The organism is Psychrobacter sp. AOP3-A1-26, from assembly GCF_052378235.1.
Taxonomy (GTDB): Bacteria; Pseudomonadota; Gammaproteobacteria; order Pseudomonadales; family Moraxellaceae; genus Psychrobacter.
Window position 1 is genome coordinate 29,025 of record NZ_JBQSXN010000006.1, and the last position, 13,207, is coordinate 42,231.

13 protein-coding genes are annotated in these 13,207 nt (G+C 42.7%); all 13 read right to left on the reverse strand.

Features of this window, described 5'->3' with window-relative positions; translation table 11 throughout:
- Positions 1-13: 13 nt before the first annotated feature.
- On the reverse strand, positions 14-193 hold the full coding sequence (locus tag ACT3TU_RS02255) for a hypothetical protein (RefSeq protein ID WP_192522989.1): 180 nt from the start codon (positions 191-193) through the stop codon (positions 14-16).
- A gap of 109 nt (positions 194-302) precedes the next feature.
- Entirely contained in the window at positions 303-1,991 is a 1,689-nt protein-coding gene (locus tag ACT3TU_RS02260) for an ATP-binding protein (RefSeq protein ID WP_192522988.1), read from the reverse strand.
- A 310-nt stretch (positions 1,992-2,301) separates the two neighbouring features.
- Positions 2,302-3,018, reverse strand: coding sequence for a response regulator (locus tag ACT3TU_RS02265; protein WP_192522987.1), 717 nt, complete (start codon positions 3,016-3,018; stop codon positions 2,302-2,304).
- Positions 3,019-3,706: 688 nt separating this feature from the next.
- Positions 3,707-4,123, reverse strand: coding sequence for a F0F1 ATP synthase subunit epsilon (locus ACT3TU_RS02270; RefSeq protein WP_192522986.1), 417 nt, complete (start codon positions 4,121-4,123; stop codon positions 3,707-3,709).
- A gap of 115 nt (positions 4,124-4,238) precedes the next feature.
- On the reverse strand, positions 4,239-5,672 hold the full coding sequence (atpD, locus tag ACT3TU_RS02275) for a F0F1 ATP synthase subunit beta (protein ID WP_192522985.1): 1,434 nt from the start codon (positions 5,670-5,672) through the stop codon (positions 4,239-4,241).
- Between the two features lie 50 nt (positions 5,673-5,722).
- A complete protein-coding gene (atpG, locus tag ACT3TU_RS02280) occupies positions 5,723-6,604 on the reverse strand; it encodes a F0F1 ATP synthase subunit gamma (RefSeq protein ID WP_192522984.1) in 882 nt (293 codons plus the stop codon).
- A gap of 256 nt (positions 6,605-6,860) precedes the next feature.
- Positions 6,861-8,405 carry a F0F1 ATP synthase subunit alpha gene (gene atpA / locus ACT3TU_RS02285; protein ID WP_192522983.1) on the reverse strand — a complete coding sequence of 515 codons (1,545 nt, stop codon included), beginning with the start codon at positions 8,403-8,405 and terminating at the stop codon, positions 6,861-6,863.
- A gap of 92 nt (positions 8,406-8,497) precedes the next feature.
- Positions 8,498-9,121: a F0F1 ATP synthase subunit delta gene (locus tag ACT3TU_RS02290; protein ID WP_192522982.1), complete on the reverse strand. Its 624-nt coding sequence runs from the start codon at positions 9,119-9,121 to the stop codon at positions 8,498-8,500.
- 13 nt (positions 9,122-9,134) lie between these two features.
- Entirely contained in the window at positions 9,135-9,605 is a 471-nt protein-coding gene (locus ACT3TU_RS02295) for a F0F1 ATP synthase subunit B (protein ID WP_192522981.1), read from the reverse strand.
- 117 nt (positions 9,606-9,722) lie between these two features.
- Positions 9,723-9,971, reverse strand: a complete 249-nt coding sequence (gene atpE, locus ACT3TU_RS02300) for a F0F1 ATP synthase subunit C (RefSeq protein WP_010197960.1) — start codon at positions 9,969-9,971, stop codon at positions 9,723-9,725.
- A 33-nt stretch (positions 9,972-10,004) separates the two neighbouring features.
- Positions 10,005-10,880 carry a F0F1 ATP synthase subunit A gene (gene atpB / locus ACT3TU_RS02305; RefSeq protein WP_192522980.1) on the reverse strand — a complete coding sequence of 292 codons (876 nt, stop codon included), beginning with the start codon at positions 10,878-10,880 and terminating at the stop codon, positions 10,005-10,007.
- Between the two features lie 690 nt (positions 10,881-11,570).
- A complete protein-coding gene (locus ACT3TU_RS02310; RefSeq protein ID WP_192522979.1) occupies positions 11,571-11,969 on the reverse strand; it encodes an ATP synthase subunit I in 399 nt (132 codons plus the stop codon).
- A gap of 246 nt (positions 11,970-12,215) precedes the next feature.
- Positions 12,216-13,100, reverse strand: a complete 885-nt coding sequence (locus ACT3TU_RS02315) for a metal ABC transporter solute-binding protein, Zn/Mn family (protein ID WP_192522978.1) — start codon at positions 13,098-13,100, stop codon at positions 12,216-12,218.
- Positions 13,101-13,207: the final 107 nt, after the last annotated feature.

Here is a 13,207-nt window from a genome sequence, read left to right on the forward strand (position 1 = left end):
TGTGCAACAGATCCTATTCTCTATTCCCAATAATAGGCGGGATATACTTAGCACTATTAGCAAACGTTAATGGTTGAGTAATGTCGTCTTTTGCGGCCTTTAAGGTTTGCGTCGTCGATGGCTGCTGCAAAAATAAATAATAGCCCAACGTTATCGCATTCAAAACCACCAAACCACCAAATAAATACGGCATCCCTTGCTCTCCTATATTTTAAGACCACTAAATGTATAAATGCGCTAATTAATGACATGCTCTGAAAATGAACAATTCTAAAACATAGCGGTATGTTTATACCATTGAGTTATTTACCGTCAAAATCGCGCTCGCTTTTTTCTTGGGTCAATTCATCAGCAGCAAGAATTTGTGTCAGAGGCTTGATGGGCCAAGTCATGACAAATCTAGCACCACCAAGCGTTCGGCTCTCGTCCACCTTCATACTACCATTAAACCAAAAAGCAATCCGCGACACGATAGACAAACCTAAACCATAGCCGCCAGATGCTCGTGTACGACTGTCATCTAAGCGTGAGAACGGAATAAACACTTTTTCACGATCTTCCTCTGGAATACCATGACCATCGTCTTCCACGCTGACAAAAGCATTGCCTTTTTTAACGCCGCCACTAATGATGATGGTGGTTTCAGCGTAGCGTAACGCATTACCGGCAAGGTTTTGGATCACACGATGTAAATAGCGCCGATCGGCGATAGCGGTAACTTTAGCACTCGGTAATTTACCGACGATATCAATATCTTTACCCAGCGCCTTGGTTTCGCGGACGATTTGCTCGATCAACTCTTTTAAGTTGACTGGCTCAAGATCAAGCTTTGGCGAGCCTTCTTCAAGTTTTGCATAGGTTAGAATTTCATCAATCAAACCATTAAGCGATTCAATATCTTCGTCGATATAGTCGCGCTGCATAAAGCGAGAATCTTCATCATCGGTATCAGCCAGCATATCTACGGCAAAACGAATACGCGCAACGGGCGTACGCAATTCGTGTGATACCGCGCGTGTCAATTCGCGCTGCGACTCAATCAAGCGCTTGATATGCGAAGTCATCGCATTAAATGTCGCTGATAACCGAGCAATCTCATCTTGGCCAATGACCTGTACTTTACTATCAAGGTTGCCTTTACTAACTTCATTGACACCAACTTGGATCAACTGCAATTTACGCTCAAGTGGAAAAATCAGCGCATAAACCCCTAAGCTGATCAAGAACATACTGATAAGAATCATACTAATAATCAGATTAAGGGGGAAGTAGTTAAATAACGGCACTGGACCAATCAAAATTGCCATGTCATTAATCTCAGATGGCACCACTACCCTGATAGCCGAATTGCTTTTGCTACTATTGGTATCTTGCAATGAGATGACGACTTCATCACGGCGTAAGCGTGCCATTTGATCTGAATCTAAATCAAGTGTATTGACGGCTTTGAACTCTAACGGAAAGGTAAACTTGTCTTCTAACTCAGCCAAACGGCTACGCTTATCAGATAAGGTGACATGATAAGAGAGATCATCTAACAAAAACACAGCGATGGCCCGCACTTGCTGCTCGGTAACTTGTGAGATACGTGCGGTTAAGACATTTTTATTGTCTGGTAACCGATAGTAAACATCGGCATAAATAGGTTGGCTGACATAACGGACGACAGTTTTACCACCCTCAAAACGACGCAATTCGCTGGCATTAAAATCCACCTTATCAATCGGTAAAACACTAAAAGTCGTGCCAAATAAACTACTAGCATCCGATAACCAATATTCACGCTGCGATGCCGTTTCTTGGTGAGCCAGACCTTCACTCACTATGTGAAAAGCGCCTGTTGCCATGCTTTCACGGTAAGATTGCACGCGTTCTTTATTGATCGTTTCCATCAATAGTTGGGCAAATAACGCCACGCATAAGCAGACTATGAGTAGTCCCGCATAAATACGAACAAAGATACTGTGTTTTAAAGAAGAGACTAATGACATACGTGCCGTGACCAACTTAATGAATAAAAACTGCTGATATCATTCAGTATATAAGCGCTGCATTATAAGTGATATCGAACATTATTGAGTATGGATGAACCCTGACTTATATATTTTAGCTGAGGTACGGTGCATCAAAAGCGCACCCACATCATAGCTATTTAATCAGAGCCATAATAATTGCTTAATTAAACCACATAACACTACATTTAAGTTCAAAAATTAAAACTTTGCCACAAAAAAACCAGCATATTTGCTGGTTTTTGATTAAATAATGATAAATGCTCAAGATTCTATTAAAATTCTGGGATTAATTGCCTTCTTTGACAAAGAGATAGCCTTTGCTACGTACAGTTTTAATACGTTTTGGATTCTCTGGGTCATCACCAATTTTAGGACGAATACGTGAGATACGCACGTCAATCGAGCGATCTTGACCATCATATTCGATACCACGTAGACGCTCAAAGATGTCTTCACGCGATAAGATACGACCAGCGTTAGACGCCAGTAACCACAACAAATCATATTCAGCACTGGTAAAGTCGACTAGCTCCTCACCTAGGTTAACTGAACGACCACCATTATCGATGACCAATTCGCCAAATTCTAAGCGCTGTGGCACATCTTCTGATGGCGCATTTTCTGAGCGGCGTAATAACGCACGGATACGTGCAAGCAATACACGCGGCTGAGCAGGCTTGGCGACATAATCATCAGCACCCATTTCAAGACCTAATACCTGATCCATATCTTCTGTGCGCGCCGTCAGCATCAAAATAGGGTTTTGGTAATGCGGGCGAACTTCACGGCAAACCGTAAGACCATCGCTACCAGGAAGCATGACATCCAGTACGACCATATCTGGTTGTTCATTGACGATACGGCGAATAGCACGATTGCCATCCGTTTCAATGGCGACTTCTAAACCATTTTTGACTAAGTAATCTTGAGTCAACATGGCCAAACGCTCATCATCCTCAACAATTAAGATTCGCGGAGTATTGTCTTCTTCATTCGTTGTCATTGTTATATCCTCTAATACATCTCATTTAAAAGCAGTAAAAGTAAGAGCGGTAAAATTAATAGCACCATAAAGTGGCACAATTGTGGTTTGTATAGCTGTTACAAACTTGGTAGCACAGTATACTATTAAACCTACGGCTTCCTATACTATAGCTTATAGTCGTTAACAAAACCTATAAACTACACCCATTAAAACTTTAGTTTACGTCCAAAAATTATGCTTTTTAAGCAAATAGCAGGGTGATAATAAAAACTGTTTTTCGTCCACTATCTTAATGGGCAAAAACAACCCTTTTTAGTCGCTTATATAGCAACATTAAGTTTAATTATCATTCGATATTTCCGATAGTAACATATCTAATATAACCATATATCGGCATTGTCGCTAGTGGCATTGTGGCAATCACCTAATATTAATTGCTTACGGTATTATTCACCATAAAAGCAATATATAGTTAAAATACTTTAAAAACGCTACGATACTGCGGGTATAGTTTTTTGCAGCCTCCGTCTGCGTAGGCACAGCAAGCAAGAAAAAACGGTACTTGCAGTACGTGATGTAGCGATATTACTTCTCACTGACTATAGTATTAAATAGCAGATATAAAAAAACAGCCCATGATGGACTGTCTTTTATAATTATAAACAACGCTGGAGTAAGAGTACTGCCTGACGTTATATATAATAAATTAAGCGCGGTTTTGGTACTTACGAATAGTTTGTAGCTGTCCCACTGACTCTGCCAATGAGGCCAAAGCCGCATTCGTTTGCACGGTATCAGATTGGTTGACCAACATTTGCTCGGCTTTTTTGCGTGCTTCAACGATTTTACTTTCGTCAAGATTGTGCGCGCGCATGGCAGTATCAGCCAATACTGTCACCATTTTTGGTTGTACTTCTAATACACCGCCTGATACATAAATGACTTCTTCTTCGCCGTTTGGCATTTGCACTCGCATTGCGCCTGGTTTTAGCAAGGTAATAAGCGGTGTATGACCTGGCAATACACCAATCTCGCCTTCGGTACCAGTAGCTATTAACATGCTAATTTCGCCTGAATACAACTCTTCACGAGCACTTACGACGCGACATTGTAACGTTGCCATACTTAATTCCTTACCATCAAAGCGCAATCAAAAAACAGTAAAAACTGCGATGCGTTACTGAGGAGTAGATATAAGGTTTATATTATACCTACCCGTTAGCGAATACTAATACAACTTACGCTGCAGAAGACTTCATTTTTTCAGCGTTAGCGACTACTTCATCGATGCCGCCAGCCATATAGAATGCTTGCTCTGGTAGATCATCGTACTCACCAGCGATGATTGCTTTAAAGCCAGCAATGGTATCGCGTAGTGCGACATATTTACCAGGCGCGCCAGTAAAGATTTCAGCAACGTGGAACGGCTGTGATAAGAAGCGCTGAATTTTACGCGCACGATAAACGGTTAGTTTATCTTCTTCCGATAGCTCATCCATACCCAAAATAGCGATAATGTCTTTAAGCTCTTTATAGCTCTGCAATACTTCTTGCACGCCGCGAGCAACACTATAATGCTCTTCGCTAATGACTTGTGGGTCTAGCTGACGTGACGTTGAGTCAAGTGGATCAACCGCAGGATAAATACCTTGTGAGGCAATATCACGGTTCAGTACCACGGTTGCATCCAAGTGAGCAAACGTCGTTGCAGGTGATGGATCGGTCAAGTCATCCGCAGGTACATATACCGCTTGTATTGAGGTAATCGAACCTGATTGCGTTGAGGTAATACGCTCTTGTAGCTGACCCATTTCTTCAGCAAGTGTTGGCTGATAACCAACCGCTGATGGCATACGGCCTAGCAATGCTGATACTTCAGTACCGGCAAGCGTATAACGATAGATATTATCAACGAAGAACAAAACGTCACGACCTTTGCCAGTAGCAGGATCTTTGGTATCACGGAAGTACTCAGCCATGGTCAAACCAGACAGAGCAACACGTAGACGGTTACCCGGTGGCTCATTCATCTGACCATAAATCATCGCCACTTTAGACTTAGTAAAGTCATCAGTATCAACAACACCAGCGTCTTGCATTTCGTGATAGAAATCATTGCCTTCACGCGTACGCTCACCAACACCCGCAAACACAGACAAGCCTTCGTGTTTCAGGGCGATGTTGTTAATTAACTCCATGATATTAACGGTTTTACCAACACCAGCACCACCAAACAGACCAACTTTACCACCTTTTGCAAACGGGCAAAGTAGATCAATAACTTTAATACCAGTTTCTAGCAATTCAGTGCTGTTAGACTGTTCCGCATAGCTTGGCGCTTCACGGTGAATAGACCATTTTTCGTCTGCGACTACTGGACCTTCTTCATCGATAGGACGACCAAGAACATCCATGATACGACCAAGTGTACCAACGCCTACTGGCACAGAAATTGGGCCACCAGTATTAGTCACTGGAAGGTTACGCTTTAGGCCTTCGGTTGAGCCCATCGCAATAGTACGCACGATACCATCGCCTAGTTGTTGCTGTACTTCTAGGGTGGTTGCAGTACCGTCTACTTCTAAAGCATCATAAATTTGAGGGACTTCGTTACGGTTGAACTCAACGTCAAGAACCGCGCCAATAATCTGTACAATACGACCGCTACTCATTGCGTTCTCCTGGAAATTCTGTATATAGTGTGTTTTATAAAGGGTTTCAACTATGAAACAGCAGCAGCACCGCCAACGATTTCCGATATTTCTCGGGTAATCGCCGCTTGACGCAGCTTGTTATAAACCAACTGTAAATCGTTAATTAGGTCACCAGCATTATCTGTCGCCGCTTTCATGGCAACCATACGTGAGGACTGCTCAGAGGCGATGTTTTCCATTACCGCTTGATAGACAATCGACTCAATATAACGACCAAGCAACTCATCAATCAACGTCTTGATATCAGGCTCGTAGATATAATCCCAGCTAAGTTCTGTCTGTATGCCGCTCTCTTCTTCGCTAAGCGCTTCCTCTGGTAAAGGTACCAGTTGATTGACGGTTGGCTTTTGAGTCATGGCATTAACGAACTGGTTATATACCACATAGATACGGTCTAAATTACCGTTGCTATAGTCTTCAAGCATGGCCTGAACGGGGGCGTTTAATTGCTCAAACGTTGGTTTGTCGCCATAATCGGTTACCGCTGAGGTGACTTTGCCACCAAAGTTTTTGAAGAAACTGACGCCTTTAGCACCAATAACCGCAAACTCGGCTTGTACAGACTGGTCTTGATATTGCTGGATATTTTTCATCAATGCTTTGAATAAGTTAATATTCAAACCACCCGCCAAACCGCGATCAGAGCTAATAACAATATAGCCAACTTTGTTGACTGGACGCGAGACCATATACGGATGTTTGTAGTCTGATGAGGCATGCACCAAATGTGAAATAACCCGGCGCATACTATCAGCATACGGGCGACCCACTTCCATGCGCTCTTGGGCACGGCGCATTTTACTTGCCGCTACCATTTGCATCGCACGAGTAATTTTTTGGGTGCTTTTAATACTGGTGACTTTGGCACGTATCTCTTTTAAGCTTGCCATAATGATTCCAATATAAGAGGGTTAAAAAGCATTGGCGCATGCGACAATTATTTAATATATAACATTAATCTAAAAAATAATACTTTATATCTTGTGCATGACGCGATGTAATGCCGTCAACGGTTAGAATAGTGGCGCTGCTATCTAAATAAAAAACTTATTAGACAGCGCGCCACTTTATTAGCTATAAACAACAGCCATAACCAATCAGGCTTAACCCGTTAACTGAGTATTTACTAACTTAATCGTTAGTAAATTAGTAACTGTGATTTTGTTTAAAGGTCTCGACTGCTGACTTTAAACGACCTGCAATATCATCATTATATTTTGCAGTGTCATCAATTTCTTTCATCAGCTCGCTTTGCTCATCATGCATATAGCGTAAGTAAGCTTCTTCAAAAGAACCTATTTTATTAACAGGAACATCTGATAAGAACCCTTCGTTTGACGCATAGATAACCGCAGACTGTTCAGCGATAGACATCGGCTGATACTGTTTCTGTTTCATCAGTTCAGTCACACGCTCACCATGGTCAAGCTGTTCGCGAGTCGCATCATCAAGGTCTGAGGCAAACTGAGCGAATGCCGCCAATTCACGATACTGAGCTAGAGCAGTACGAATACCACCAGAGAGTTTCTTAATGATCTTAGTCTGAGCTGCACCACCAACACGCGATACCGAGATACCAGCGTTGACTGCTGGACGGATACCTGAGTTAAATAAGCTTGACTCTAAGAAAATCTGACCATCAGTGATTGAAATCACGTTGGTCGGTACGAATGCTGATACGTCACCGGCTTGGGTCTCAATGATTGGTAGCGCGGTTAATGAACCAGTTTTACCAACTACTTCACCATTGGTGAATTTTTCTACATATTCAGCGTTTACACGTGATGCACGCTCAAGTAAACGTGAGTGTAAGTAGAATACATCCCCTGGATACGCTTCACGGCCTGGTGGACGACGTAATAGTAGTGAAATTTGACGATAAGCAACGGCTTGTTTTGACAAGTCATCAAATACAATCAGTGCATCTTCGCCGCGGTCACGGAAGTATTCACCCATCGTACAACCTGAGTACGGTGCGATATACTGTAGTGCTGCTGGCTCTGACGCTGAAGCAACCACAACTGTGGTGTATTCAAGTGCGCCAGTTTGCTCAAGTTTGCGTACCACGTTAGCGATGGTAGAACGTTTCTGACCAATTGCTACATATACACACTTAATGCCAGATGATTTCTGGGCGATGATCGCATCGATAGCCATCGCGGTTTTACCCGTCTGACGGTCACCAATGATAAGCTCACGCTGACCACGACCGATTGGAATCATGGTATCAACGGCTTTATAACCGGTCATTACTGGCTGATCTACTGATTGACGGTCGATAACGCCTGGGGCGATTTTTTCGACTTTGTCGGTCATTTTGGCATTGATAGGACCTTTGCCATCAATAGGATTTCCCAAGGCGTCAACAACACGGCCTAGCAGCTCAGGACCTACTGGTACTTCAAGGATACGACCAGTACAATAGGCTTTTTGACCTTCTTGCAGCTTTAGGTAATCACCAAGTACTACCGCGCCGACAGAATCACGCTCTAAGTTAAGCGCCATTCCGTAGATTTCGCCTTCAAACTCAATCATTTCGCCGTACATGGCATCTTCAAGACCATGAATCTGCACGATACCGTCAGATACTTTGACAATCGTGCCTTCATTCTTTGCAGTTGCACCCGCATCAAGGTCTTGAATACGCTGCTTAATCAGGTTACTGATTTCCGCTGGATTCAATTGTTGCATTGCCTTGTTTCCTTTAATTTATGATAACCCGCCCACTGACTTAAATGCTCTTATATCATGCACGCTCTATTGAGCTGCGTTGATGATTGGCATTAGGCAGTTAGCTGTGTTTTTAACTGTTGTAACTTGCCGCGCATCGAATCATCAATGATTTTGTCACCGACTTTGATCGTAGCGCCTGCCAATAAACTTGCATCAACCGACTCGTGAATCACCACGCTAGCATTTAGCGAGGTAGCGAGACGTGTTTGCAGCATATCACGCTGGGCATCGGTCAATGGATAGGCCGTGGTCACATATGCGTCAAGCTGCTTTAAGCTTATTGCCTTGTGACGGCGATAATGCTCATAAACTTCAGGAAGCAGCGCCAGACGCTCTTGTTCTGATAACTGTTTAACGAAGTTACTAAGTGCTACTGATACTTTTGGATAGCTGGCGTCGCTATCAGGGCGAACCCCTCTAGCCTCACCTAATAACTGCTTAAAAGCAGAATCATTAGCGCTAGCTACTTGTGTATCATAAAGATCGATCAAAGCAGCTGACTTATGCTCAGCAGAAACAGCTGGATTGTCTAGCCAAGTACTGAACGACTTGTCATTGACAACGCTAGCAGCAATAAATAAGAAGTTCTCCCACTCATTTACTGCCCCGTTTTCGTTGGCATAGTCAAACGCGGCTTTAGCGTACGGTCGTGCTAAGGTTGATAAGTCAGCCATTATATCCTCACAATTACAGCTTCGCCGCCAGTTGGTCTAACATACTGGCATGTTTTTGCACATCGACTTTGTCTTGCAAAATCTTTTCTGCACCAAGTACAGCCAGCTCAGCAACTTGGGCACGTAATGACTCACGCGCTTGATTGATTTCTTGGTCGATAGACGCTTGCGCTTGTTGACGAATGCGCTCGCCTTCCGCTTGGGCCTGCGTTTTGGCATCTTCGACAAGCTGGTTGGCACTCTTGTTCGCTTGCTCGATTAGAGCAGCAGCTTTGGTCTTTGCAAGATCAAGCTCCTGCTGGACATCTTGCTCCGCGGTTGCCAAATCTGCTTTTGCTTTTTCTGCGGCATTCAAGCCTTCAGCAATTTTACGCTGACGCTCATTGATGGCACCGATAAGTGGTGGCCACACAAACTTCATGCAGAACATCACAAAGATTGCAAAAGCAATGGCTTGACCGACGAGGGTAAAATTGATATTCACGTGATCACCTCTTTGTTAATGAAAAATCAGTTTCATTGATCATGTTTGGCAGTCAAATCTTGACTATATTTGCTAGTAAATCCTTGAGTACCAAACATTTACAACTGAGCTTTCGGATTAACCTGCTAGAGGGTTAGCGAACAACAATAGCATAGCAATACCAACACCGATCATCGGAATAGCATCAAGAAGACCTGCTACGATGAACATACGAGTTTGCAATTGTGAGCCAAGTTCTGGCTGACGTGCAACACCTTCTAGGAATTTACCACCTAGAATAGCAAAACCAATACCTGTACCTAGTGCACCTAAACCGATAAGTAGTGCTACTGCGATAACTGTGTAACCACCTAATACTGGATCCATGGATGTATCCTCATTTACCTATTGAATGTCTAATTAATGTTCAGTTGATGATGCAAGTGACATATAAACTATCGTCAGCATCATAAATACGAACGCTTGGAGGGTAATAATTAAGATGTGGAAAATAGCCCACGGTACTGATAACGCCCACTGAATCCAAAATGGCATTAGGGCAATCAGTATGAAAATCAACTCACCAGCATACATGTTACCGAATAGACGCAGACCTAATGAGATAGGCTTGGCTATTAAAGTAACAAACTCTAAGATAAAGTTGATGGGTATTAAAATAATTTGTACGATAGGATTCTTAGCACTGAACGGATGCAGTGTTAGCTCGCCAACAAAGCCGCCCAACCCTTTTTCTTTGATACTATAAAATAGTATCAGCGCAAAGACAGAGAATGACATGCCGAGCGTGATATTAGGATCAGTGGTTGGAACAATCTTAAAGAACACATGATGTGGATCACCTCCACCCGCCCCCATTGCTGCGCCGATTTGTCCGGCAAGCGCTGGGATAAAGTCTACCGGCAGCAAATCCATCAAGTTCATCAAGAAAATCCAAACGAAGATGGTTAATGCTAAAGGCGCAATCAGCTTTGAGGTGCCACTATAAGAGTCACGCACGTTGTTATCAACGAACTCAACGATCATCTCAACCGCGGCCTGAGTTTTACCCGGCACGCCTGAAGTGACCTTTCTAGCGACCATCCAAAAGATAGCGCAGAAAACAATGCCGAGACCAATTGACCAAAGCATAGAATCAAGGTGGATAGCTTTAAAACCCATTAATCCTGCTTCTTCGGCAGTATAGGCAACTTTCCAACCTTCGCCCGGCAGATAGCCGTACGTCCAGTTCGTTAAGTGATGAGAGATATAGTCTGTGGTTGTTTGCTCGCCTGCCATAATATAAGCTTCTTATTAGTCAACGATTTACTCAACTACCCAAAAATACGGTTGTCATCTGATGAGGTCTTTAGCGCTTGAACCTGCAGCATTTAAATGCAGATAAACAAACGACGCTAAAGCGCCTCTATAAGCAATAACATCCAACCCATAGTTCTGTTACTTATGCTAAATTTAATAGCTGATAATAAATTTTAGCTACCAAAAAAGGGCTCATCATTATTCAGTAGTAGCCCTTTAATATGTACAGAAAATTATCATATATTGTTTATTCAACTCTTCTAATCACGATAAACGCTTAATGCAGCGCTCGTAACCAAGATATTTAGCCGCCTATATTAATGCAGCGTTGTATTCGTGTAAAGTCAATTGTGACTTTTTTATCCGCTGTATGAGTAAGTTAGCTGTGAGTCGCGTTTGCTAAAAGGCTTTTGCGTCATTAATTAAATTGTAAGAATTTAATTAGTGACGCTATCAATAGCCAAATTAACGCTATTGCACCCACATTATTGGGTATTATATGCGTTTCAAACGCTCATTAGTAATGTCATCAGACAAATTTTCATGCTTCGACGTTATACAACTAGTCATAGAGAAGCTGGACAGCGGGGTGACTTGCTAGTGTCGGTTATAATTTGGCTATTTATATATACAAATCACCTCTATATAAATAAAAATCATTTATCAATACTAACGTATATGCCACAACATCCAACTGTGACTAATTTGCATTACCATAAAACCGATAAACAGCGCAGGCGCGGATAGGGGTTGTACGGTAATAAAAATTAGTGCGAAACCAAACACGGTCAACAGCCATTTGGCCATTTGACCCCGATATAGCTGGCTAACAATATATAAGCGCGCGCGATATCCGGTATACCAAAAAATAAAAAAAGCAAATACCACTTGAGTGGCAAAACTAAGTAGCGCACCAATAGCGGCGCTTTTTGCTACTACCAGCGCACTATGTAACCAAATAGTATCTAATATCCAAGCAATAATAATAAGGATAAATAGTATCCATGCTTGGCGCTTGATATAAATGCCAATCTTATCTTTTTGTGTGCGTTTGGCAGGCTTGGTCATCGGTAGTCCTATCGCCTTACAGGATTGGGGTAAGGTAGCAATCTAACACAGTCGCGACGCTGTTACTTTTATCCGTGAACGGCCCACTCTATAGGGGTTACCTTTTAACCAAAATAAAACGCCACTCATTATAAGGACCGACCGACCGTTAAGCAAGAAAAATATACCTTTTACCAGTCATCTATTCTTACTATCTGCAAATGATGCTCTAATCAATACTCTATCAAAAGCTTCTGTATAAGCGCTTTATGATATGCATTGATATATCTGCTGCGCCATCGCCTGCCAGCCGCTGACAAAGTCTTTGCTATTACTCATATCTTCTGCCTGAACGGTGGTCTGTACAGGTTGTAGTTTGGCTAACAATCCTTTAGCAGGTTGGCTTGGCGACACAAGGCACATTTTCTTGTCCGGGCGCTGCTCATTGAGCCAGCGTAATTGGCTCGCTCTTGGCGCTAAATGATGGTCAGTACTTAAGCTACCGATGAACGTTAGCTGTAAGCTGCTTTCGATATATTGATAAGCATCGTGATAAGCCCAATATGGTCGCACTTTTTGAGTAGCATTTTTATTGGTTGCTGCTACGGCTTTATCCAGTCGTTGAGCAAATTTTTGGGCATTGGCATGGTACAGCTTTTTATATTGCGGATTGGCATGACTATGAATCACCGCAAGAGCGCGAGTCATGGCTTTGGCATTATCAGGATCGAGCCAAATATGCGGGTCTAAGGTGTCAGCAATAGGTTTACCTTTTATATCGCGCAAAGGATGACGATGAAAAGCATCAAACTCAAACAATGCAATAGCATTGGGCGCGGTATTTAAGCTCGCTGCCAAGTTTTTTTCTAGTGGCTCACCAAACCAGACCACAAACTTACTGTCCTGAATGGCTTTGATATCGCCAGGACTGATACTACCATGGTGACCGACCTCCCCTGCCTGCAATAATTGCTTGGCAGGCGGCGCACCCTCAGTGACTGCCTGACTTAACAAAAACAAAGGATAGTTACTCACGCTGACTGTGGCGGCTTGGGCATTAACTGCCAAAGTGCCGAGCATTACTATTCCAGTAATGAGCAGTCGCTGTAGTATAATGCGTGAGCGTAAAGAGTCGTTAAAGACTGAGTTCATAGTCGGTTCTTTAATGTATGGATGATAGAAATATACGTAGATAAATTAAGACCGTTTATCTGATTTTGGTTTTAGTATGTTATACTATAACAATATAAATTACTATA

Bases quoted from the DNA above. Each gene is read 5' to 3' on its own strand.
- ACT3TU_RS02255 (WP_192522989.1), bottom strand. From the start codon at position 193: ATGCCGTATTTATTTGGTGGTTTGGTGGTTTTGAATGCGATAACGTTG.
- ACT3TU_RS02260 (WP_192522988.1), bottom strand. From the start codon at position 1,991: ATGTCATTAGTCTCTTCTTTAAAACACAGTATCTTTGTTCGTATTTAT.
- ACT3TU_RS02265 (WP_192522987.1), bottom strand. From the start codon at position 3,018: ATGACAACGAATGAAGAAGACAATACTCCGCGAATCTTAATTGTTGAG.
- ACT3TU_RS02270 (WP_192522986.1), bottom strand. From the start codon at position 4,123: ATGGCAACGTTACAATGTCGCGTCGTAAGTGCTCGTGAAGAGTTGTAT.
- atpD (WP_192522985.1), bottom strand. From the start codon at position 5,672: ATGAGTAGCGGTCGTATTGTACAGATTATTGGCGCGGTTCTTGACGTT.
- atpG (WP_192522984.1), bottom strand. From the start codon at position 6,604: ATGGCAAGCTTAAAAGAGATACGTGCCAAAGTCACCAGTATTAAAAGC.
- atpA (WP_192522983.1), bottom strand. From the start codon at position 8,405: ATGCAACAATTGAATCCAGCGGAAATCAGTAACCTGATTAAGCAGCGT.
- ACT3TU_RS02290 (WP_192522982.1), bottom strand. From the start codon at position 9,121: ATGGCTGACTTATCAACCTTAGCACGACCGTACGCTAAAGCCGCGTTT.
- atpE (WP_010197960.1), bottom strand. From the start codon at position 9,971: ATGGATCCAGTATTAGGTGGTTACACAGTTATCGCAGTAGCACTACTT.
- atpB (WP_192522980.1), bottom strand. From the start codon at position 10,880: ATGGCAGGCGAGCAAACAACCACAGACTATATCTCTCATCACTTAACG.
- ACT3TU_RS02310 (WP_192522979.1), bottom strand. From the start codon at position 11,969: ATGACCAAGCCTGCCAAACGCACACAAAAAGATAAGATTGGCATTTAT.
- ACT3TU_RS02315 (WP_192522978.1), bottom strand. From the start codon at position 13,100: ATGAACTCAGTCTTTAACGACTCTTTACGCTCACGCATTATACTACAG.